Consider the following 22227-nt stretch of genomic DNA (forward strand, 5'->3'; position numbering starts at 1 on the left):
GACATCCCTGTCCCGATGAAAAACGGCGCGCATCCTTGCGCGCCGCCCTTCGGGTCCTCTTTAGCCTTCGCAAGTTCGAGTCCGCGCACAGCAACAGCAAAATCCTCACGGCAACGGCAACGGCAATGCTGCTCTTGGGTAGGAGCGGCGTAAGCCGCGACCGCACCGTTTCGGTCTCGCGGCGAACACCACCACAGCCCCACAACCACTTCAGTGCGCCGCATCCAACGCCAGATTGAGCTTCAATACGTTCACCCGCGGCTCGCCGAGCACACCGAACTGCGGGGCTTCGGTATGGGCCGCGATCAACTGTTCGATTTGCGCGCTGTCGAGGCCGCGCACGCGGGCCACGCGCGCGGCTTGGATTTGCGCCGCGCGCGGGGAAATGTGCGGATCGAGGCCGCCGCCGGATTGCGTCGCCAGTTCGGCCGGTACCTGCGCCAGCGCGATGCCTTCGCGCTCGGCCACCGCGGCGGTGGTTTCGGCGATGCGCTTGCGCAGCTCGGGGTTGGTGCGCGCCAGGTTGCTGCCGGCCGCGGCCATGGGGTCGTAATTGGCGGCCGACGGCCGGGCCTGGAAATAGCCGGCATCGGCGAAGGGTTGCGCGATCAGCTGCGAGCCGACCGCATGGCCGTTGCGTTCTATCACGCTGCCGGTGGCCTGCCACGGAAATGCCAGGCGCCCCAATGCGGTGGCGGTGAGCGAATAAAGCAGGCCGAAGCCGAGCAGGGCGACGGCGGCGAACAGCAGCGGGGCGCGTAGCGGGATGCGGTCGTCGATGTGGGCGGTTTGACTGGTATGGGTGTTCATGTCGGTGTCCTGTGGTGGTCGGTGAGGCGCGAGATGTGCGGCCCTCACCCCAACCCCTCTCCCGCGGGCGGGAGAGGGACCTTGAGTGCAAGGCGGCTCAGAAGATCGCCACCAGCGCCATGTCGATGAGCTTGATCGCCACGAACGGCAGCAGCACGCCGCCGAGGCCGTAGATCAGCATGTTCCGGCGCAGCAGGGCGACCGCGGTGGCCGGTTTGAAGCGCACGCCGGCGAGGGCCAGCGGGATCAGCGCGGGGATGATGATCGCGTTGAAGATCAGGGCAGCCAGCACGGCGTTGCTCGGGCTCGACAGGCGCATGACGTTGAGCGCGGCCATCTGCGGGATAGCCGCGGCGAACAGCGCCGGCAGGATCGCGAAGTACTTGGAGACGTCGTTGGCGAGCGAGAACGTGGTCAGCGCGCCGCGGGTGATCAGCTGTTGCTTGCCGACTTCGACCACCGCCAGCAGCTTGGCCGGGTCGGAATCCAGGTCGACCATGTTGCCGGCTTCCTTCGCCGCCTGGGTGCCGGAGTTCATCGCCAGGCCGACGTCGGCCTGGGCCAGCGCGGGTGCATCGTTGGTGCCGTCGCCGACCATCGCCACCAGACGCCCGCCGGCCTGCTCGGCGCGGATGCGGGCGAGCTTATCTTCCGGGCGGGCCTCGGCGATGTAGTCGTCGACGCCGGCCTCGGCCGCGATCGCGGCGGCGGTGAGCGGGTTGTCGCCGGTGATCATGATCGTCCGCACGCCCATGGCGCGCAGGCGGGCGAAGCGTTCTTTGACGCCGTGCTTGACCACGTCGGACAGCTCGACCACGCCGAGTACGTGACGGCCTTCGGACACTACCAGCGGGGTGGCGCCGCCGCGCGCCACTTGTTCGATGCGCGCGACGAGTTCCGAGGTCGCTTCGCCACCGAGCGATCGCACGTACTGCGAGATCGCATCGCCCGCACCCTTGCGGATCGAACGCGCGCCGCCCGCGGCCTCGGCCGGCAGATCCACGCCGGACATGCGCGTCTGCGCGGTGAACTGAATGTAGTCCGCGCGCTCGGGCTCGGCCACGGTGCTGTGCAGCTCGCGCGCCAGGCGCACGATGGATTTGCCTTCCGGCGTCGGGTCGGCCAGCGAGGACAGCAGGGCGGCATCGCGCAACTGCGCATGATCGATGCCGGCGAGCGGATGGAATGCGGTCGCCTGGCGGTCGCCGTGGGTGATGGTGCCGGTCTTGTCGAGCAGCAGCACGTCGACGTCGCCGGCCACTTCGACCGCCTTGCCGGACTTCGCCAGCACGTTCGCCGATAGCGCGCGGTTCATGCCGGCGATGCCGATCGCCGGCAACAGGCCGCCGATGGTGGTCGGGATCAGGCATACGAGCAGCGCGATCAGCAACAGCGGGTCGAGCTTGGCGCCGACGAAGCCGGCGAAGAACGGCAGGGTCGCGACCACGATCAGAAAGGTCAGGGTCATCGCCGCGAGCAGCATGGTCAGGGCGATCTCGTTCGGCGTCTTCTGCCGGTTGGCGCCCTCGACCAGGGCGATCATGCGGTCGAGGAAGCTGTGGCCGGGCTCGGCGCTGACTTCGATCACGATCTCGTCCGACAGCACCTTGGTGCCGCCGATCACGCCGGAACGATCGGTACCGGCCTCGCGCAGCACCGGCGCGGATTCGCCGGTCACCGCCGACTCGTTGATCGTCGCCAGGCCGCGCATGATTTCGCCGTCGGCCGGGATCAGTTCGTTGGCCGAGACGATGACGCGGTCGCCGGGCTTCAGGCTCGACGCCGGCACGCGGGTTTCGTTCTTGCCGACGGTGTCGAGCTTGCGCGCGACCAAGTCGCGCCGCGCCGCGCGCAAGGACGCGGCTTGACCGCGGCCGCGCGCTTCGGCCACGGCTTCGGCGAAGTTGGCGAACAGCACCGTCACCAGCAGGATGACGGTGACTGCGGCGCCGAAGCCGAGGTGGCCGGGGACGAAGATCGTGATCAGCCCCGACAGGACCGTGCCGAGCAGCACCACGGCCATGATCGGGCTGCGTACGGCGTGACGCGGCGACAGTTTGAGGAAGGATTCGAGCACGGCCGCGCGCACGCCGGCGGCGTCGAGGCCGGCGACCGCGGATTTGCGGCGCTGCACTCCGAGATGGGTTTGTTCGGTCACGATGGCTTACCTCAGAGGGCGGGGCTGCTCAGCGCCGGTGCGGCGCTCGCAGACAGCGTCAGGTGATCGGCGATGGGGCCGAGCACCAGCGCGGGCATGAATTGCAGGACGGTCAGGATCGCGATCACCGCGATCAGGGTCAGGGCGAAGGTCGGCGTTTCGGCGTGCAGGGTGCCGGCGCTTTCCGGCGCGACGCGTTTGCGCGACAGCAAGCCGGCGACCGCGAGCGGAATGATCAGCGCCGGGTAGCGGCCGAGGGCGAGCACGGCGGCGCAGCTCAGGTTCCACCAATAGGTCGCGTCGCCGAGGCCCTCGAAGCCGGAGCCGTTGTTGGCGTAGGCCGAGGTGTACTCGTAGAACACCTGGCTGATGCCGTGGAAGCCCGGATTGGAGTTGCCGGTGATCGACGGCAGCGCCAGGGCGACCGCGCTGAAGCCCAGCACGACCAGCGGTTGCAGCAGGATCAGCAAGGCCAGCAAGCGTACTTCAGGCGCTTCGATCTTGCGGCCGAACAGTTCCGGCGTGCGTCCGGTCATCAACCCGGCGAGGAACACCGACAACAACAGATAGACCAGGAACTGCTGCAAGCCGCAGCCGATGCCGCCCCAGATCGCGTTGATCAACATGTTGACCATCGCCATCGCGCCGGTCAGCGGTGCCAGCGAGTCGTGCATGGCGTTGACCGAGCCGTTGCTGCTCTGCGTGGTCAGCGCAGTCCACAGCGCCGAATCGCTGGCGCCGAAACGGGTTTCCTTGCCTTCCATCAGGGCGACGTCGCTGCTGCTCGACGAATAAGCTTCCGAACCGACGGTCAGGCCGGTGGAGATCACCGACATCAGCAGCATGCTGCCGAACACCAGGGCGGTGAGGCGCCGGCGGCCGGTGAAGGGGCCGATCATGAAAGTCACCGCGACCGGGATCAGGATCAGCGCCAGGGTTTCCAGCAGATTGGCGAACGGGGTCGGGTTCTCCAGCGGCACCGCGCTGTTCGGGCCGTACCAGCCACCGCCGTTGGTGCCGAGCTGCTTGGCCGCGACCATGGAAGCGACGGGCCCCACCGGTATCTTCTGATCTGTCAGCCCGGCGCTTTGGTCGAGCGGCGCGACGCTGACCGCGCCTTGTAACGTCGAAGGCACGCCCTGCGAAGTCAGCAGCACCGCCCACACCAGGCACAGCGGCAGCATGAAGCGCAGGGTGGCGCGGGTCACGTCGACCCAGTAGTTGCCGAGATCGCGCGGCGCGCCTTCGGCCGGCGCCGCGCCTTGCGCGCCCATCGCCTGGCGCCCGCCGAACAGGCCGCGCAAGGTCGCGACCACGATCGCCAGGCCCATCATCGGCGTGACCACCTGCAGGCCGACGATGCCGGCCATCTGCGAGAGATAGCTCAGCTGCGCCTGGCCGGAGTAATGCTGCTGGTTGGTGTTGGTGAGGAACGACACCATGGTGTGCAGCGCGGTGTCCCAGCGCAGGTTCGGCACGGCGTCCGGATTCAGCGGCAGCCAGGCCTGGGTCATGAACAACACCCAGACCAGCACGGCCAGCACGAGGTTGCTCAAGGCGAACGCCAATGCGTAGCCGCGCCAGCTCATGCCGCGCGTGGCGTCGACGCCGATCAGGCGATAGATCGTGCGTTCCAGTGGCCCGAACAGTGCGTCCAGGCGCGAGCGGTCGCCGCGCATGACCCGCGCCAGGTACTGGCCGAGTGGCCATCCCAGGCCGATCGCCAGCGCGAATACGAGAAAGATTTCGATCATGGTGAAACACCGTGCGGTGATGGGTCCGTGTTGGCGCGTCCGGCGCCTTCAGGGATAGGGTGATGCGGGCCGGTCCTGGTCCGCATTGCGGCCGCGCGGGCTAGAAGTCTTCCGGGCGCAGCACGACGTAGAGCAGATAGGCGCCGGCCACCAGGACCGAAACCGCGCACAACATGGAAAGCCAGCCGGGCATGAGGGGTTACTCCTGTCAGAAGGACGCTTGCACGGCCGCTTCGATGCGCGAGCCGGCCAGCGAGTCGCCGAAGATGCGTTCGGCGTTGCGATCGGTGGCGTGCGCGGTCAGGCGTAGTTCGAAGGGCACTTTGACGGCCCAGATCGCGCTGAGCTGGCCATGGCTGTAGCTGCGGTCGTAAACGTCGTCGAGAAAGTAATGGCCGGCCGCGGCTTCGAAGCGCAGCGCGTCGTTGACCGGGAAGCGCGCGCCGATCTGCGAATAGATACCGCGCTCCTTGCTGCCGAGCGCTTCGTTCGAGTAAGCCAGCGACAGCCAGTAATTGTCGCGGTAGGTCACGGTGCCGTTGAGTTCGGTCCAATTGAGATCGCTGGTCGTCGACGGATAGCGGTAGTGCAGGACGTTGACGTCCAGCATCCAGTGTTCGGCGACCTGGCCGGCCCAGCCGACAGTGAAATCGAATTCGCTGCTGGCATGCGTCTGCGGGGCGAACTCGACGTTCGAGCCCCATACCGAGCCGTAGAAACCGTTGGCCGCCGCGGCCTTGAAGCCGACCTGCACGGCCGGATCGCCCTGGGTCTGGGAGCTGCCGCGCCAGACGTAGTCGCTGGTGAGCGCGGCGGAGCCGCTGAACTGGACGGCGTCCTGCTCGGCGGCCTGGGCCTGGGTGCCGAGCGCAAGCAGGCCGATGCCGGCGCAGGCGGCCAGGATCAGCGGGACGGCGGCTTCGCGGCTGCGAAAGAGATGATGCGACGACATAGTGGATTCCGGGTGGGAGAGGCCTGTCTGGCCACATCGCCATTCTCGGAACCGGGGGCGTAAAGCCGCTATTTCGCGACCGACGTCACTGCGTAAATTCGCCGTAAAACTTCGGCGGTTCGGCGTAAATCACCGCGCTAGGCAAACCGCTTTCAGGGTAGCAGCGGCGCGAGCCGCGACCGCGATACCGCATCAACGGTGGCACTACACCGGCGACGGCGCTTTATGGGCGTGGTCGCGGCTCGTGACCGGAGGAAATCCCTGTGGGACGCCGCGCCTACCCCAACGCATGGCTTATCGGCGCAACAGCGCCTTGACCACCGCCTCGGGCTGCTTCATCCAGGAAAAATGATCGGCCTTGGTGCCGAGATCGCGCGTGCCCAACAACAGGCTTTCGCTGCGCGCGCGCGGCAGCTTCGACAACAAATAACCCACCGATCCCGGCGGCACCAGCCAATCGCCGTCCATCGAGACCGCGCGCGCATCGACCGCGACCTGGGCCATGCCGGCTTCGACGTCGGCATCGATACCGGCAGCGGCATAACGGCCGCTCAGCGCGGTGCGGCCCCAATCGCGGATCAGGCTGCGCGCCTCGTTGCCGCCGAAACCGATGCGACGGCCGGGCAGGGTGCCGTTGACGTGGGCGAGCCAGGGCAGGAAGCGATAGATCGGCGGCATCGCGATCCGCTGCGGCATCGGGAAGGTGCGCCAATATGGCGCGCCGCTGGCGACCAACCACAGCGATGTCGGCAGCGCCGGCTCGTTGCGCAACGCAGCCAGGCCCAGGCACATGCAGGCGAGCTGACCGCCCAGGCTGTGGCCGCCGATGCTGCGCGGCAACTGGGGCAGGGCCGCGGCGACCGCGGCATCGCTGACCGGCAGATCGTCGAGCAACAGCTCGCGATAGCCCCAATCGCTGTCGTGGCTGGCGCGCACGCTACTGCTGCCGTTGCCGCGCCACTCGTGCACGTACACGGCGATGCCGCGCGCCGCCAGGGCATCGGCGAAGGGCAGGTAATGGCGCGCGGCGACGCCGAGCGCGGGCAGCCACAACAAGCTCGCGGTCGGTTCGGCGGGGACGCGTGCGTACAGATTCCAGCGATAGCCGTCCTCGGCGCGCAACGGCAGACCGGAGGGCTCGTGACGATCAGCCATGCGGTGCCGCGCCGAAGTGATCGAGCACCAACACCTCGCTGCGCCCCGGGCGATAGCCCAGGCGCAGCGCGGCGTGCACATAGTCGGCCGCGGCCACGCAGGCGTCTTCCAGTGAGCGCCCGAGGCAGAGATTCGCCGCGACCGCCGAAGCCAGAGTGCAGCCGGTGCCATGGGCATCGACTTGCAAGCGCGCGTGCGCGATCTCGCGCACCTGCATGCTATCGGCGAACAAATCGACGACGTCGCCCTGCCCGGGCAAATGCCCGCCCTTGAGCAGCACCGCACGCGCACCGAGCGCCGACAGGCCGGCGAGGGCCGCGCGCATGCCGTCGAGATCGTCGACGGCGGTACCGAGCAGCAGTTCCGCTTCCGGCAGGTTCGGCGTGACCAGGCTGGCCAAGGGCAGCAACCGTGTGCGCATGGCGTCCAGGGCCGATGCTTCGAGCAGGCGCGCCCCGGAGGTCGCGACCATGACCGGATCGAGCACCACGTACTCGGGCCGGTAATGCTCCAGCGCATCGGCGACGGCAAGAATGACCTCGGCATTGGCGAGCATGCCGAGCTTGACCGCGCGCACCTCGAAATCGTCGAAGCAGGCATCGATCTGCGCGCGCAGGAAGCCGGTGTCGGGCACGTGCACCGCGGTTACCCCGCGAGTGTGCTGCGCGGTCAACGCCGCGAGCGCGCTGAGCCCGTGCACGCGATGCGCGGCGAAGGTCTTGAGATCGGCCTGGATGCCGGCGCCGCCGCCGGAGTCGGAGCCGGCGATGGTGAGGGCGGAACTGGGGCGTTCAAACATTTTGAACGTCCTGCGCAAGGCGGTCATGGATACTGATCAAAGCGGGTGCGATTAGGTTGCTATGCGCGACACGATACCGCACCGCTTCGACTCGCGCAGCGGATCGTCGTAACGCCTCGGTCGCGGCCAGATTGTTATCTAATCGCGTTTGGATTCAACCGCGACCGAGGTCTTGGCCATCAGCGAGATGGTCGCTACCAGCTGTTTGCGAAGTTGAAAGGGCAACTGCCTGAGCGAATTCAGACATTCCTCCTCGATATCGTCCTGCGCGTAATCGGCCGAACGGACGGCCAGGGTCCAGGCATTTTCGGCAGGGTGCATCTGCCCCCGGCCAGTGCCGAGCCATTCCAGACATACCCCCGTAGTCGTCGCGATCGCGAGCAGGTGATGCATCGATGGGCGACTGCCGTCGGCCCGTTCCCATTGCGCGACCGCGCTGCGTTGGACGCCTACGGCCTTGGCCAGTTCGAGCTGAGAGGTGCGGGACAGCGAGCGTGCGCGTCGAATGCGATCAGGCAGTGCAGCCATGACGGTCTCCCCTGGAAAGACAAGGCCGATCATGCTCCCCGTATCGCTAACCCGATAGGGGAACTGGTCGCTATTGGTCCGGATTCGATAACGCGGTTGCATATATTGAGGATTTCGTCACAGGTGGGCTGCGTTGGAACGAAAGCGTTGCGTTCCCGTGTATCACGAACGATACGCTCCGTTAGCGAAAGCGGAGGTTGCCGCACGCGCATCGGATGAACTATCCATTCTTTGCGCAGTGCTGCGCGAGCCTCGCCGCCGAACGAAACGAGCGGTGCGGAGACCATTTATCCTCGGCGCCTAGCGCGCCTATGCACTCCTACCAGGAAAGGGCGACTGCTCATGAGTACAAAAAGGAAGTTATTAATTGGTCTGCTGGTAATCGGTTTGCCGACGATTGCGTTGGGTTATGGCTGGATGGTCCGCAACGACACCGGCCTGGCTCCGGAATCAATGCGCGCGGAACTGGGCGAAAGCATCGTTTCGCGTTGGACGCCCTACGTCGAAAAAACTTACGGCCCTTCGGCCGCCGGATGGGGCGATCGACTGCAGGATACGATAAACGAAGTAGACATCAGCAATCTCGAGCGCGCCGCGAGTGCAGACGATTTTCAGTCGATGAGCAGTCAACTCCTGGGAGGCGCTCCGGCGTTCGTCGCGGTTGCAGGTAAGGACGGTGGCGCGCAAACCAAGGCCGTCACCGCAAGCAATCTGGTCTATACCCCGATCAATCCCTGTCGCATCGTCGATACGCGGGTAGTCGGCGGTCCGCTTGCCGGCGGAGAAACGCGCAGTTATGCGGGCTACACGGCGACGGATTTCACTTCGCAAGGCGGTTTCGAATCCAACTGCGGAATTCCCGCGAACGCCGCCGCTCTGGCATTGAGTTTCACGTCGGTGCTCCCCGGCGGTAACGGCTATTTCACTGCATATCCGTTCAATGAAGCTAAGCCGATCACGACCGCGCTGAATTATAGTCCCGGTCTGATCACCTCGGGACACTCCACTGTACCGCAGTGCCGTCCGAGCTGTTCCTCGCAGTTCAACGTCTACAGCCATAATCAATCGCACATGGTGATCGACGCTGAAGGCTATTTCACCGAGCCTGAGACGGTCGCACTGGACTGCACCGTAGCCGAGCAGAGCGGCTTTCTCGATTTGCTCGGTGGAGTGCAGACGCGCACGATCGCTTGCCCTGCCGGTTACTCGGCGACCAGCGGTTCGTGCACCGGTGCGTTGGGGCTGACGATCAACAGCTCGGAACCCAATGTCGTCGGCGGCCAGCCGACCGGCTGGAAGTGCGACCTGGTCGGCTCGTTACTGAGCGGGATCGCCTACAAAGCCCAGGTTACCTGCTGCCGCGTGCCCGGACGCTGATCGCCGGGCTCATCAGAACGCGTTACGAATCGGGAAAGCCGGCGCTCGCGCCGGCTTTCTTCGTATGCGTACGACATCGATCGGGCACGACGCCGGTCGGGAGCATGCCGGTGTCCGGCGGTTCCTATGGGGCGCGGCTTGATGCGGGCCCGCAGAAAAATCGAGCGCCGCGCGATACAGCATCGCGCGGCGCTCGATTGGACACCCGTTAAGGGATCAGAGCACTTCGGAAGCGTAATCCGCCAACCTCGAACGCTCGCCACGGCGCAGGGTCACGTGCGCGCTGTGCGCCCAGCCCTTGAAGCGGTCGACCGCGTAGGTCAGGCCCGAAGTGGTTTCGGTCAGATACGGGGTGTCGATCTGTTCGACGTTGCCGAGGCAGACGATCTTGGTGCCGGGGCCGGCACGGGTGATCAGGGTCTTCATCTGCTTCGGGGTCAGGTTCTGTGCTTCGTCGAGGATCAGCCAGCGGCTCAGGAAGGTGCGGCCGCGCATGAAGTTCATCGAGCGGATCTTGATGCGCGAGGCGAGCAGGTCGTTGGTCGCCGCGCGGCCCCAGGCGCCGCCTTCCTGGTTGTGGGTCAGCACTTCCAGATTGTCGGTCAACGCGCCCATCCACGGCGTCATCTTTTCCTCTTCGGTGCCGGGCAGGAAGCCGATGTCCTCGCCGACGCTGACGGTGGCGCGGGTCATGATGATTTCGCGGTAGCGCTGCTGGTCCATGGTCTGCGCCAGGCCGGCGGCGAGGGCGAGCAGGGTCTTGCCGGTGCCGGCGGTGCCGAGCAGGGTGACGAAGTCGATCTCCGGGTCCATCAGCGCGTTGAGGGCGAAGTTCTGTTCGCGATTGCGCGCGATGATGCCCCAGACCGCATGCTGGTTATGGCGGAAGTCGTCGACGATCTGCAACTGCACGCGGTCTTCGCCGACCTTGGTGACCTTGAGTTCGGACTCGTCGTCGCCGGGCAGGTAGAGGAACTGGTTCGGGTACCAGTCGTCGTTCTCGGTGCGGCTGATTTCGTAGTAGGTGCGGCCTTTCTCGGTCCAGGACTTGAGGTCCTGGCCGTGGCGCTGCCAGAAGTCGTCCGGCAGCGCGGTCGCGCCGGTGTAGAGCAGGCTGAAATCGTCGAGCGCGCGGTCGTTCTCGTAATCCTCCGACACGATGCCGGCGATCGAGGCCTTGATGCGCAGGTTGATGTCCTTGGACACGAACACCACCGGCACGCCGGGCTCCTGCTCCTGCAGGGCGAGGATCGCGCCGAGGATCTGGTTGTCCGGGATCACCGCGCTGAAGCGCTTGCCGGCGTCGAACGAGCCGGTCTGGAAGCGCAGCTTGCCGATGCTCTGCGCGCCGCGCAGCTGCAGCCCCTGCGGGCGGTTGAGGGTGATGCCGCTGCTGATCTTGTCGGTGCCTTCGGCCTGGATCAGTTCGTTGAGGAAGCGGCTGACCTGGCGCGCGTTGCGGCTGGCTTCGGAGGTGCCTTTCTTGCCGTTGTCCAACTCCTCGATGACTTGCATCGGCAGGTAGACATCGTGTTCCTGGAACTTGAACAGCGCGGTCGGGTCGTGCATGAGCACGTTCGTGTCGAGCACATAGATCCGCTTGCTTCTGGTCATTCGGAAGTCTCGTCGGAGATGATGGGCGGTGCGTTTCGTTGCGACGGCGGAACGGGGTGGCAAGGCTCGCGAAGGCGCTGAGGCGAGTGTCCGCCAGCGGCCCTCGCCGGGGCGGGGCGTGGGTCGCACAAGTGCGGCGAACGCGAGCGGGCGGCGCGCGCGCACGGCCGCGCCGCCGTGACCCGCGGGGCGGGACAGCGTGCGAGCGTGGAAACGAGGGGCCTCACTGGGCGGCGTGTTCCTTGAGTGCGTCGAGTACGGCCTGGGCATGGCCAGCGACTTTCACCGGTCGCCATGACTGGGCGATGACGCCCTTGGGGTCGATCAGGAAGGTGCTGCGTTCGATGCCCATGTACTTGCGGCCGTACAGGTTCTTTTCCTTGATCACACCGAAGGCGTTGCACACCGATTCGTCGGCGTCGCTGACCAGTTCGAACTTGAAGCCCTGCTTGGCGCAGAAATTCTGGTGCGATTTGATCGAATCGCGCGACACCCCGAGCACGGTCGCGCCGAGCTTCTTGAACTTGGGCAGCAGGGCGTTGAAGTCCAGGCCTTCGGTGGTGCAGCCCGGGGTGCTGTCCTTCGGGTAGAAGTACAGCACCAGCCATTGGCCGGCATAGTCCTTGAGCTTGACCGTCTCGCCGCCGGACAGGGCCAGGGCGAGGTCGGGGGTTTTCTTGCCGTAAGCGTGGTCGCCGGTATCGAGCATGATCAGAACTTCATCGGGTCCATGATGGCGTCTAGGTTCAGATGGTCGCAGAACTCGAGGAAATCGTCGCGCAGGGCGGCGATGTGCATGCTCGAGGGCACGCCGATAGTGATCTGCGCCGAGAACATGTCGGCGCCGGTCTGCATCGCGCGGTAACGCGAGCAATGCAGGCTTTCGATGGTGATGCCCTGGCGATCGAAGAAGTCGGCCAGCTGGAACAGGATGCCCGGCTTGTCGGCGGCCACGACCTCGACGATGTAGGGCAGCAGGTTGGACTGCACCTGCTTGGCGCCGGTGCGGTACCAGACCAGTTTCAGGCCTTCCTCGCGCTCCAGGCGCGTCAGCATGGCCTCGAGCTTGGCGACCGAGTCCCAGGAGCCGACCGCCAGCGCGGTCACCGAGACGTCGCGGCCCACCGTGGACAGGCGCGCATCGACGAGATTGCAGCCCGAATCGGCGATCCGGCGCGTCACCGACAACAGCGGCGACTCCGGATGCGTCGTATAGGCGTTGATCAGGAGGTGGTTTTCGTTCGGCGACGGCCGGGAAGCGGAATCGGTCAAGGCGGCGCCTGCAAGGGGAGCGTGATGCTCGGATATGAACGGCGGCCCGCGGACGGGCTGCGGCTGAAGGGAGCATACTTGCCCGCGCTTTCGGGCCGCAAGTAACATCGTCCCGTGCGTGGCTGCACCGGCGCACGTTTCCGCACCGGCCCGCCCGCTGGAATAATGGCCCCCGACCGCTCCGCAGCACGGCTGCGGACGCGAACTCCACTTAGTAGGTCTTCACTTGCGACTTTCCGGCAGCATCACCGCGCTGGCGACGCCTTTCACCGCGTCCGGCGAAATCGACCTGGACGCCTGGCACAAACTGCTGGCGATGCAGCTGGAAGGCGGCACCCAGGCCGTCGTCGTCGCCGGCTCGACCGGCGAGGCCGCCGCGCTCTACGACGCCGAATACGACGCCGTGCTGCGCGCCGCGGTCGAATTCGTCGCCGGCCGCATTCCGGTCCTGGCCGGCACCGGCTTGTCCAATACCGCCAAAACCATCGAACTGACCCGCCACGTGGCCGCCCTCGGCGCCGACGCGGCGCTGGTCGTGACCCCGCCCTACGTGCGCCCGACCCAGGCCGGTCTGGTCGCGCATTTCCGTGCGATAGCCGACGACGGTGCTTTGCCGGTGGTGCTCTACAACGTGCCCGGCCGCACCGGCGGCGACCTGCTGCCGGAGACCGTGGCCGAGCTGGCCGGCCATCCGCGCATCGTCGGCATCAAGGAAGCGGTGTCCGATCCGCAGCGGATGCAGGCCTTGCTGGCGCTCAAGAGCGAAGGCTTCGCCGTGATCAGCGGCGACGACCCGACCGCCTGCCGGGCGATGCTTGCCGGCGCCGACGGCATCATTTCGGTCGGTTCCAATGTGCTGCCGGCGGCATTCCGCCGTCTCGCCGACCTGGCCCGCGCCGGTCGCGGCGCCGAAGCCGAGGCCTGGGACGCGCGTCTGCGCCCGGCCTACGATTTCCTCGGTCTGGAACCGAACCCGATTCCGGTCAAGGCCTTGCTCAGCGCCCAAGGCATCGGCCATGGTCTGCGCCTGCCCCTGCAGTCGCTTTCGGCCGCCCATCAGGATGCCGCCCGGCGCACCGCCGGTCTCGTCGTCGAACTCGAACACGTCTGCCGCGACACCCTCGCGGCCTGAATCCCTGTAGGAGATGCTCATGCGTTCCAATGTTTCTCTGTCCCGCGCGGTTGTCGCCGGTCTGTTGCTGGCGATGGTCGCCACGTCGGGTTGCAGCTGGTTCCGCAAGGGCAACAAGCTCTACGCCGAAACGCCTGAGAACCGTCCGCTGGAAGTGCCGCCGGACCTCGACCAGCCTCGCACCGACGGCGCGATGGCCGTGCCGGGCGGTTCGGTGACCGCCTCGGGTCTGGCCGCGTCGCGTCCGACTCAGGCCGCCGCCGGCACCCCGGCCTCGTCGGCCAACGGTTTCACCGTCAGCGGCAACCGCGACGCGGTGTTCAACCAGGTCGGCGACGCGCTCGGCAAGGTCGAAGGCCTCAACATCGCCAGCCGTGCGCAGTTGCTTGGCGCCTACGACGTGAACTACGAAGGCAGCAACTTCCTGGTCCGCATCAGTGCGGTCGAAGCCGGCGCCTACGTCTCGGCGGTCGACCCGCGCGGTCTGCCGGCGACCGGCGAAGCCCCGGCCAAGCTCATCGCCAACCTCAAGGCGGCACTCGGCGGCCGTTGATCCAACGCCGCAGTCCTGCTTGCGAAACGGGCGCCGATGGCGCCCGTTTTCGTTATGAAGCCAGCACGACGAGCGCACTCAGCGTGGCGGCGACCAGCGGGTCAGACCCTCGTTCAACATCAGGCGCATCGCCGAGGCGCGCTGCGCGCGCGGCATGTCCTTGAGCGCATCCAGCAGCCAGCCGAACGCCTGGCAGCGCGCCTCGCGTCCGCCCGGTTCGCCGGCGTCGGCATTGAGCGCGCCCATGAAGCCGTCGTGCAGCAGCATCGCGGTGGTGCCGGCGGATTTCAGCGTTTGTTTCGCCGCACCGGCGTCGTAAGGCTGGCGCGGGTTCTGCAGGCCGTTCGCGGCGATGCCGAGCAGGGCGTTGGCGAAACCCTGGCGGCTGGCGTCGCCGAGGTTCTGCGCCGCGGCAGCGAGGGCCTGCGGGCTGCGGTCGGCGGCCGGATCGAACAAGGCGCACAGCGTCGCCGCATCGCGCGGATGGCGCGAGGCCTGGTGCAGGGCCTGGAACAAGTCGTCGATCGAACCGTCGGGCGCGCGCATCAGAGTGTCGCTGGCGCCGGCGGCGATCGCGGCCGGGTCCAACCGCGACAGGTCGACCTGCGACAGATCCAGCTTCGATAGGTCCAGCTTCGATAGGTCCAGCTTCGATAGGTCCAGCTGCGACAGATCGAGCTGGGCGAGGGCGAGCGTGCGCGGTTGTGCGCCGGCGAGGATCGGTGCGGCGCAAAGCGCGAGGAGCAGATTCAGGCGCAAACGGGCATGCGGCATGGCGTCGTTTCATTCGGTCCGTGACCGGCCGAGTCTAGGTGCGGGCCGATGAATGCCAGGCGGCCATGGCGCGGGCCCGGGCGGGCTCGGGCGGAGGCGGTGCCGGCGGTCATCCCGGCAAGGTCCGGGCGGTCAGGGCAGAGCCAGGCCGAGCCGAGCCGGCCAGGCTGCATCGGCCAGCCGCATCGTTGCGGGCAGGGCGAAGCCCGCCGAGTCTTTATGGGGTGGTTCGGACGAGCGCGGCCGAGGCCGCGCCGGCGAGGCTCAACGCTCGAGCAGGTCGAGCTTGCCGGGCTTGTTTTCCCAGTCCTTGGCGTCGGGCGGGCCGTCCTTGCGGGTGGTGATCACCGGCCAGGACTTGGACAGTTCGGCGTTGAGCGCGACGAAAGGCTCCTGGCCGGCCGGCACGTCGTCCTCGGGATAGATCGCGTTGATCGGGCATTCCGGCTCGCACAGGGTGCAGTCGATGCACTCGTCCGGGTCGATCACCAGGAAATTCGGACCTTCGTGGAAGCAGTCGACCGGGCACACCTCGACGCAGTCGGTGTACTTGCACTTGATGCAGTTCTCGGTGACGACGAAGGGCATGGCGGGAATCCTGAGCTATGGTCCGGGGCGAACAGGCCGGGCAGCGATAGTGTAGCCATTCGCGCGGCGACGACCCAAGGCGGGACTGGGCCGTCGGCGCAAATCGCGCGTCCGCCCGGCCCCGTAACGCGGCTGGCGCCAAGAAAAAGCCCGCGCATCGCTGCGCGGGCTTCTGGCGACCTGGTCGCGTATTGGCGCTCCCTACGGGATTCGAACCCGTGTTTTAGCCTTGAGAGGGCCACGTCCTAGGCCTCTAGACGAAGGGAGCAGGTTGAAACTCGGCCGGGAACGGGTTCCTGGCAGACCGCACGGACTCTCAACCCGATGCGGCCTGCTAGTATATGCGCCGCCGTTGCCACGGGCAACGGTTGAACCTTACGAACCTATAAGGCGGCACGCCCGCTCGATGCAAGCCGATAACTCTTCATTCCATACCTCGCTGCGCGTGATCCCGCGCGACCAGCACAATGTCTCGCGCAAGGAGATCAGTCCGAACGCGCTTCGCGTGCTGTATCGGCTGCGCGACAGCGGCTTCGGCGCCTTCCTGGTCGGCGGCGCCGTGCGCGACATCCTGGTCGGCGGTCACCCCAAGGACTTCGACGTCGCCACCGACGCCACGCCAGAGCAGGTCAAGGGCCTGTTCCGCAACTGCCGCCTGATCGGCCGCAGGTTCCGCCTGGCGCACGTGGTCTACGGCCGCGAGATCATCGAGGTCGCGACTTTCCGCGCCAACATCGACGACGGCAGCGGCGACCGCGAGACCGACACCGGCGGCCGTCTGGTCCGCGACAACGTCTACGGCAGCATCGAGGACGACGCGGTCCGCCGCGACTTCACCGCCAATGCGCTGTATTACGCGGTCGAGGATTTCTCGGTGCGCGACTACGTCGGCGGCTTCGAGGACGTGCAGAACCGCCTGATGCGCCTGATCGGCGATCCGGAAACGCGTTATCGCGAAGACCCGGTGCGGATGCTGCGCGCGGTGCGCCTGGCGGCCAAGCTCGGCTTCGAGATCGAAGCGGCCACCGCCGCGCCGATCCCGCACCTGGCGCCGTTGCTCGCCGACGCCGCGCCGGCGCGGTTGTTCGAGGAATGCCTCAAGCTGTTCTTGTCGGGCCACGCGGTCGAGAGCTTCCTCGGCCTGGAGCGTTTCGGATTGCTGTCGGCGCTGTTGCCGGAAAGCGCCGCGGCCTTGAAGTCCAACCGCAGCGGCGCCCTGCGCCGGATGGTGCTGGAAGGGCTGAAGGGCACCGACGCGCGCGTCGCCAACGACGAGCCGGTTTCTCCCGCGTTCCTGTTCGCGCTGTTGCTGTGGCCGGCGTATTGCCGCGACCTGATGGGCCTGCAGGCGCAAGGCGTGCACACCGCCGAAGCGCAGCGCCGCGCTGCCGACCGCGTCACCTTGCACCAGCTGTCGACGATCGCGCTGCCGCGCCGTTTCTCGCTGCCGATGCAGGAGATCTGGCTGCTGCAGTCGCGTTTCCAGCAGCGTCAGCGCAAGCGCGTGTTCCGGCTGCTGTCGCATCCGCGTTTCCGCGCCGCTTTCGATTTCCTCTCGCTGCGCATGGCCGCATCGGACGAGCACACCGCCGACGTCGAATTCTGGCGCGAGGCGCAATTGCATCCGGGCGAACTGCTTGCCTACCAGGAGGCGAATCCGCCCCAGGACGACGAGGAGGGCGGCGAGGAACGCGGCCCGCGCAAGCGTCGCCGCCGTCGTCGCGGCGCGCCGACCGCATCGGAGTGATCGGCACGGGCCTGCGTCGTCGGCGACGACAGGCCCGAGAATTTCCGGCTGAGACGATGCTCTGACGAGAAGATCCCGGCCGCGACCGGCTTCCGGTGACCTTGAATCTGCGATGGCCTGAGCATGACCTGGACCGCATCCGCCCCGTCGACGGTCGCTTTCGTCGGCCTCGGCAGCAATCTCGGCGACAGCGCCGAGGTTTTGCGTGCCGCCTCGCGCGCTCTCGGCATTGCCCCGCAGACGCGGTTGTTGCGTCTGTCCAGCCTCTACCGCACGCCGGCCTGGGGCGTCACCGAGCAACCCGATTTCGTCAACGCCGTGGCGATGCTCGAAACCGGCTTGAGCGCGCAGCAGCTGCTAGCGGCGATGTTCGCGATCGAACGCGAGGCCGGACGCGCGCGCCGCGCCGACGGCAGCGACCGCTGGGGCCCGCGCACGCTCGACCTCGACTTGCTGCTTTACGGTGACTCGGTGATCGACGAGCCCGGCCTGCACGTGCCGCATCCGCATCTGCACGAACGCGCATTCGCCCTGGTGCCTTTGCTCGAAATCGCGCCCGACGCCGTCATTCCGCGGCGCGGACCGGCGCGCGAGGCCTTGCAGTGCATCGATGCCGGCGCGATTCGCCGGCTCGACGCGGTCGATAATTGACCGCCGCGCTGCGCGCATGAGGCGGCCGGCTTGCCGTGCCGTGGCGGGCCGATCGCGTTGGACACATGGCCGGTCGCGCCCCGGCGCAACCTGTTAAGTTATTGCGCTCTCCCCAGCGGCGTCCGCGCGCCACCGCCCGGACGAACCCACACCATGTACACATCGGCCCCCACCGACAAACCGGCCGCCAAGGCCTGGACCGTGCCCATGCTCGCCGACGCCAAGCGCGACGGCCGCAAGCTGGTCATGCTGACCGCCTACGACGCCAGTTTCGCCCGCACCATGGACGCGGTCGGCGTCGAGCTGGTGTTGGTTGGCGACTCGCTCGGCATGGTCGTGCAAGGCCAGAACAGCACCTTGCCGGTCACCACCGCCGATATGGCCTATCACACCGCCTGCGTCGCGCGCGGTTTGTCCAAAGCCCTGCTGATCAGCGACCTGCCGTTCCAGTCCGACGCTACGCCCGAACGCGCGCTCGAAGCGGCGACGCGGTTGCTGCAGGCCGGCGCGGCGATGGTCAAGTTGGAAGGCGCGGGCCATAAGCTCGAAGTCATCCGTTTCCTGGTCGAGCGCGAGATCCCGGTCTGCGCCCATCTCGGCCTGACCCCGCAATCGGTGCTGCGCCTGGGCGGTTACAAGCTGCAGGGCCGCGACGACGCCACCGCGACCAGGCTGCGCGCCGACGCGCGCGCGGTGGCCGAGGCCGGGGCGACCCTGCTGGTGCTCGAATGCGTGCCGACCGGGTTGGCCGCGGCGATCACCGCCGACCTCGCCATCCCGACCATCGGCATAGGTGCCGGCCCGCACTGCGACGGCCAGGTGTTGGTGCTGCACGATCTGCTCGGGGTCAACTCGGGTCATCGCCGGCCCAAGTTCGTCAAGGATTTCCTCGCCGAGGGCGGCTCGGTCGCCGGCGCCTTCCAGGCCTTCGCCGACGCCGTGCGCAGCGGCGCCTTCCCGGACGCGGCGCACTCTTACGACTGATCCTTGCGGCGGGTCCGTCCGGCGATCGCCCGCATCCGCGCGGCGCGCTGGAAATCGCCGCCGCGCACCCCGATCTTGCCTTCATCGCGGACCCGGTCCGCGCCGTCCTACCGAGTACCGCATGCTGACTGTCGATCAACTGGGCGCGCTGCGCTCGACCCTGGAAACGTGGCGCCTGGCCGGGCAACGCATCGCCTTCGTGCCGACCATGGGCAACCTGCACGCCGGCCACCATTCGCTGATCCGCCTGGCGCGCGAGCGCGCCGACCGCGTGGTGGCGAGCGTGTTCGTCAACCCGACCCAGTTCGGCCCGAACGAAGACTACGGCCGTTACCCGCGCACGCCTGAGGCCGATGCCGAAGGCCTGCGCACGTCCGGTTGCGATCTGCTGTGGTTGCCTTCGGTCGAGACCATGTATCCCTTCGGCGCCGAGCGCACCGTGCAGGTGCGGGTGCCGCAGGTCACCGAGACCCTCGAAGGCGCGCACCGTCCCGGCCATTTCGACGGCGTCGCCACCGTGGTCGCGCGTTTGTTCAATCAGGTCCGCCCGGACGTCGCCGTGTTCGGCCGCAAGGACTACCAACAGCTCGCGGTGATCCGCTACATGGTCCGCGACCTCGCGTTCCCGATCGAGATCGTCGGCGCCGACACCCGCCGCGAGGCCGACGGCCTGGCCTTGAGTTCGCGCAATCAATACCTGTCCGAAAGCGAACGCCCGCAGGCAGTGGCCATCCACGCCTGTCTGCAGTGGATGCGCGAGGCCAGCCAGGCCGGGCAGTCGCGCGAAACGGTCGAGGCCGGCGCGCTCGAGCGCCTGGGTGCGGCCGGCTTCTTGGTCGACTACGCCGTGGTCCGGCGCCCCGACCTGGGCTTGCCCGAAGAAGGCGAGGGCGGGGCCGGCGAGAGCGGGGCACGGGTGGCGTTGATCGCGGCCCGACTGGGCCGCACCCGGCTCATCGACAACCTCGAATTCGAGACCTGAACAGGCGCCGGGCGCCCCACGAAAGCCGCGCCACTGAACGGGAATACTCCGTTCCGCCGGCCGCGCCCCCGACCCATGTTGCAGCGCGCCATGCGCTGCTAGACTTCTGGCCTTTCGCGCCCGCGCGTCTGCGGACGGAGTAACCGACATGCAACTGAACCTGCTCAAGGCCAAGATCCACCGCGCCACCGTGACCCACGCCGAGCTTCATTACGAAGGCTCCTGCGCCATCGATGGCCGCCTGCTCGATATCTCGGGCATCCGTGAGTACGAACAGGTCCACATCTACAACATCAACAGCGGCCACCGCTTCTCGACCTACGCCATTCGCGGCGAAGAGGGCAGCGGCGTGATCTCGGTCAACGGCGCGGCGGCCCACAAGGCCCAGCCCGGCGATCTGGTCATCATTTGCGCTTACGGTATCTGCGACGAGGCCGAGGCGGCGAAGTACAAGCCGACCCTGGTCTATGTGGACCGCAACAACCAACTCACCCACACCAACACCTCGATGCCGGCGCAGGCCGCCTGAGAACCGAAGACAGATGAGCGATGACGCCCGACTGACTGAGCTGCGCGCCGAAGTCGGGCGCGTCACCCAAACCCCGCTGCCGGCGTTGATCGCCGCCGATCCGGCCCGCGCAACGGACTTCACCGTCAAGGTCGGGCCGGTCTACGCCAGCTTCGCCCGCCAGCGTTACGACCGCGCCGCGCTGGAGTGGTTGTTCCGCGCCGCCGAGGCCGCCGACAGCGTCGGCCGCCTGCGCGCCCTGTTCGACGGCGAGATCGTCAACGTCACCGAAGGCCGTCCGGCGCTGCACAGCGCCTTGCGCAGCGACTTGTCGGCCACCGACACCGCGCGCGCTGCCCACGCCCAGGCGTTGGAAGCGCGCAAGCGCATGCGCGCCGTAGTCGATGCGCTCGCCGCTAGCGAGGTCACCGACATCGTCAGCGTCGGCATCGGCGGTTCCGATCTCGGCCCGCGCCTGGCCGTGGATGCGTTGACCGGCGCCACCCCGGGCCGCTTCCGCGTGCACTTCCTATCCAACGTCGACGGCCACGCCGCCCAGCGCGTGCTTGCCGGCCTCGACCCCAAGCGCACCGCCGCGCTGTTGATCTCCAAGACCTTCGGCACCCAGGAGACCCTGCTCAACGGCGGTATCCTGCGCGACTGGCTCGGCGACGACTCGCGCCTGTACGCGATCAGCGCCAACCTCGAGCGCGCGGCGGAGGCCTTCAACATCCCCTCCGAGCGTATCCTGCCGATGTGGGACTGGGTCGGCGGCCGGTATTCGCTGTGGTCGGCGGTCGGCCTGCCGATCGCGCTGGCCATCGGCATGGACGCGTTCGAACAGTTCCTCGACGGCGCCGCCGAGATGGACGCGCACGTGCTGCGCACGCCGCTGCAGAACAATCTCGCCGCCTGGCATGCGCTGACCGCGATCTGGAACCGCAACGGCCTCGGTTACGCGACCCAGGCCGTGCTCGCCTACGACGACCGCCTCAAGTTGCTGTCGAATTATCTGCAGCAGTTGGTGATGGAAAGTCTGGGCAAGTCGGTGCGCCTGGACGGTTCGGCCGTCGCCGGCGACACCGTTGCGGTGTGGTGGGGCGGCGTCGGCACCGACACCCAGCACAGCTTCTTCCAGGCCCTGCACCAGGGCACCTCGATCGTGCCGGCCGACTTCATCGGCGTGGTCCGCACCGACGCGCCGTATGCGCAGAACCATCGCGCACTGCAGGCCAACTTGCTGGCCCAGACCGAGGCCTTCGCCAACGGCCAGGGCAGCGACGACCCGCACCGCGTCTACGCCGGCGGACGCCCGAGCACCACGATCCTGCTCGACGCCTTGACCCCGCATTCGCTCGGCGCCTTGTTGGCGATGTACGAACACAGCGTCTATCTGCAGTCGGTGTTCTGGGGCATCAACGCCTTCGACCAATTCGGCGTCGAACTCGGCAAGCAAGTCGCCAGCCGTCTGCTGCCGGCCTTGGCCGGCGAAGCCGAGGCCGACGACCCGGTCACGCGCGAGCTGATCCGGCGCTTGCGCGGCTGAGGCTGCGGCGGATTCGCGATCAACAAGAACGGCGCTACGGCGCCGTTCTTCGTTTCTGAAGGGTGGCTTCGGCTCTCAGGGTAGGAGCGGCGCAAGCCGCGACCAAGGGACGCGCAGAGACAACAAAGCTGACGTCATTCATCGAAGCGGCGCGCTTTCGCCGGAGTAGGAGCGGCGCGAGCCGCGACCGCGAACTGCGGTCGGTGCGGATCTTTCGTGGCCGACGTCGATCAAATGTCGCTCCGCTGCCGCTCTTGCTCTTTGTTGTTGCCGTGCGCCGATGCGCGCTCGCGAAGGCAATCGAAGACCCGGAGGGCGGCCTGCATGGATGCAGGCCGTTTTT

General features: G+C 67.3%; 21 protein-coding genes, 1 tRNA gene and 1 pseudogene. 9 read left to right on the forward strand and 14 right to left on the reverse strand.

Annotated elements, in window-relative coordinates:
• Positions 1 to 210 precede the first annotated feature (210 nt).
• From kdpC to EX88_RS0118335, 8 genes are all read right to left on the reverse strand, one after another.
• Entirely contained in the window at positions 211 to 810 is a 600-nt protein-coding gene (gene kdpC, locus EX88_RS0118300; protein ID WP_031373440.1) for a potassium-transporting ATPase subunit KdpC, read from the reverse strand.
• A gap of 97 nt (positions 811 to 907) precedes the next feature.
• Positions 908 to 2968, reverse strand: a complete 2061-nt coding sequence (gene kdpB / locus EX88_RS0118305; protein WP_430536918.1) for a potassium-transporting ATPase subunit KdpB — start codon at positions 2966 to 2968, stop codon at positions 908 to 910.
• Between the two features lie 11 nt (positions 2969 to 2979).
• A complete protein-coding gene (kdpA, locus tag EX88_RS0118310) occupies positions 2980 to 4722 on the reverse strand; it encodes a potassium-transporting ATPase subunit KdpA (RefSeq protein ID WP_031373442.1) in 1743 nt (580 codons plus the stop codon).
• 100 nt (positions 4723 to 4822) lie between these two features.
• Entirely contained in the window at positions 4823 to 4915 is a 93-nt protein-coding gene (locus EX88_RS0118315; RefSeq protein WP_031373443.1) for a potassium-transporting ATPase subunit F, read from the reverse strand.
• Between the two features lie 15 nt (positions 4916 to 4930).
• The gene (locus tag EX88_RS0118320; RefSeq protein WP_051885280.1) at positions 4931 to 5674 is read right to left on the reverse strand and encodes a TorF family putative porin; all 744 of its coding nucleotides are present in this window, start codon (positions 5672 to 5674) and stop codon (positions 4931 to 4933) included.
• 294 nt (positions 5675 to 5968) lie between these two features.
• Positions 5969 to 6829, reverse strand: a complete 861-nt coding sequence (locus EX88_RS0118325; RefSeq protein WP_051885281.1) for an alpha/beta hydrolase family protein — start codon at positions 6827 to 6829, stop codon at positions 5969 to 5971.
• Positions 6822 to 7628 carry a bifunctional hydroxymethylpyrimidine kinase/phosphomethylpyrimidine kinase gene (thiD, locus tag EX88_RS0118330; protein WP_031373446.1) on the reverse strand — a complete coding sequence of 269 codons (807 nt, stop codon included), beginning with the start codon at positions 7626 to 7628 and terminating at the stop codon, positions 6822 to 6824. Before thiD ends, EX88_RS0118325 begins: the two co-directional genes overlap by 8 nt.
• A 138-nt stretch (positions 7629 to 7766) precedes the next feature.
• Positions 7767 to 8156, reverse strand: a complete 390-nt coding sequence (locus EX88_RS0118335) for a helix-turn-helix transcriptional regulator (RefSeq protein ID WP_081931199.1) — start codon at positions 8154 to 8156, stop codon at positions 7767 to 7769.
• Between the two features lie 342 nt (positions 8157 to 8498).
• Between EX88_RS0118335 and EX88_RS0118340 the strand changes: the two genes are divergently transcribed.
• Positions 8499 to 9533 carry a hypothetical protein gene (locus EX88_RS0118340; RefSeq protein ID WP_152566352.1) on the forward strand — a complete coding sequence of 345 codons (1035 nt, stop codon included), beginning with the start codon at positions 8499 to 8501 and terminating at the stop codon, positions 9531 to 9533.
• A 216-nt stretch (positions 9534 to 9749) separates the two neighbouring features.
• Here the strand turns inward: EX88_RS0118340 and EX88_RS0118345 are convergent, their stop codons facing one another.
• From EX88_RS0118345 to EX88_RS0118355, 3 genes are all read right to left on the reverse strand, one after another.
• Complete coding sequence (locus EX88_RS0118345) at positions 9750 to 11147, reverse strand: PhoH family protein (protein WP_031373449.1); 1398 nt, start codon at positions 11145 to 11147, stop codon at positions 9750 to 9752.
• 223 nt (positions 11148 to 11370) lie between these two features.
• Entirely contained in the window at positions 11371 to 11856 is a 486-nt protein-coding gene (locus EX88_RS0118350; RefSeq protein WP_031373450.1) for a peroxiredoxin, read from the reverse strand.
• 2 nt (positions 11857 to 11858) lie between these two features.
• A complete protein-coding gene (locus EX88_RS0118355; RefSeq protein WP_031373451.1) occupies positions 11859 to 12419 on the reverse strand; it encodes a glycine cleavage system protein R in 561 nt (186 codons plus the stop codon).
• 226 nt (positions 12420 to 12645) lie between these two features.
• On the opposite strand from EX88_RS0118355, the gene dapA reads away from it, so the two are divergent.
• Together dapA and EX88_RS0118365 are read left to right on the forward strand one after the other, a co-directional pair.
• Positions 12646 to 13551 carry a 4-hydroxy-tetrahydrodipicolinate synthase gene (gene dapA / locus EX88_RS0118360; protein WP_031373452.1) on the forward strand — a complete coding sequence of 302 codons (906 nt, stop codon included), beginning with the start codon at positions 12646 to 12648 and terminating at the stop codon, positions 13549 to 13551.
• Between the two features lie 19 nt (positions 13552 to 13570).
• A complete protein-coding gene (locus EX88_RS0118365; protein WP_031373453.1) occupies positions 13571 to 14104 on the forward strand; it encodes a hypothetical protein in 534 nt (177 codons plus the stop codon).
• 78 nt (positions 14105 to 14182) lie between these two features.
• Here EX88_RS0118365 and EX88_RS26595 read toward each other — a convergent pair whose 3' ends face one another.
• The 3 genes from EX88_RS26595 to EX88_RS0118380 form a co-directional block, all read right to left on the reverse strand.
• Positions 14183 to 14878 (reverse strand): hypothetical protein, encoded by a 696-nt coding sequence (locus tag EX88_RS26595; RefSeq protein ID WP_031373454.1) that lies wholly within the window; start codon positions 14876 to 14878, stop codon positions 14183 to 14185.
• A 264-nt stretch (positions 14879 to 15142) separates the two neighbouring features.
• Positions 15143 to 15466 (reverse strand): ferredoxin FdxA, encoded by a 324-nt coding sequence (gene fdxA / locus EX88_RS0118375; protein WP_031373455.1) that lies wholly within the window; start codon positions 15464 to 15466, stop codon positions 15143 to 15145.
• A 192-nt stretch (positions 15467 to 15658) separates the two neighbouring features.
• Positions 15659 to 15734: transfer RNA gene (locus EX88_RS0118380), tRNA-Glu, on the reverse strand.
• A 168-nt stretch (positions 15735 to 15902) separates the two neighbouring features.
• Between EX88_RS0118380 and pcnB the strand changes: the two are divergent.
• From pcnB to pgi, 6 genes and pseudogenes are all read left to right on the forward strand, one after another.
• Positions 15903 to 17213 (forward strand): annotated as a pseudogene (gene pcnB / locus EX88_RS0118385) (polynucleotide adenylyltransferase PcnB); the annotation flags it as partial.
• A 123-nt stretch (positions 17214 to 17336) separates the two neighbouring features.
• Entirely contained in the window at positions 17337 to 17864 is a 528-nt protein-coding gene (gene folK / locus EX88_RS0118390) for a 2-amino-4-hydroxy-6-hydroxymethyldihydropteridine diphosphokinase (RefSeq protein ID WP_031373457.1), read from the forward strand.
• 153 nt (positions 17865 to 18017) lie between these two features.
• The gene (panB, locus tag EX88_RS0118395; RefSeq protein ID WP_036149399.1) at positions 18018 to 18848 is read left to right on the forward strand and encodes a 3-methyl-2-oxobutanoate hydroxymethyltransferase; all 831 of its coding nucleotides are present in this window, start codon (positions 18018 to 18020) and stop codon (positions 18846 to 18848) included.
• Positions 18849 to 18969: 121 nt separating this feature from the next.
• The gene (gene panC / locus EX88_RS0118400; RefSeq protein WP_031373459.1) at positions 18970 to 19830 is read left to right on the forward strand and encodes a pantoate--beta-alanine ligase; all 861 of its coding nucleotides are present in this window, start codon (positions 18970 to 18972) and stop codon (positions 19828 to 19830) included.
• A 148-nt stretch (positions 19831 to 19978) separates the two neighbouring features.
• On the forward strand, positions 19979 to 20359 hold the full coding sequence (gene panD, locus EX88_RS0118405) for an aspartate 1-decarboxylase (protein ID WP_031373460.1): 381 nt from the start codon (positions 19979 to 19981) through the stop codon (positions 20357 to 20359).
• A 13-nt stretch (positions 20360 to 20372) separates the two neighbouring features.
• On the forward strand, positions 20373 to 21884 hold the full coding sequence (gene pgi, locus EX88_RS0118410; protein ID WP_036149402.1) for a glucose-6-phosphate isomerase: 1512 nt from the start codon (positions 20373 to 20375) through the stop codon (positions 21882 to 21884).
• The last annotated feature ends 343 nt before the right edge of the window (positions 21885 to 22227 follow it).

Source organism: Lysobacter antibioticus, assembly GCF_000731095.1.
Lineage (GTDB): Bacteria > Pseudomonadota > Gammaproteobacteria > Xanthomonadales > Xanthomonadaceae > Lysobacter > Lysobacter antibioticus_B.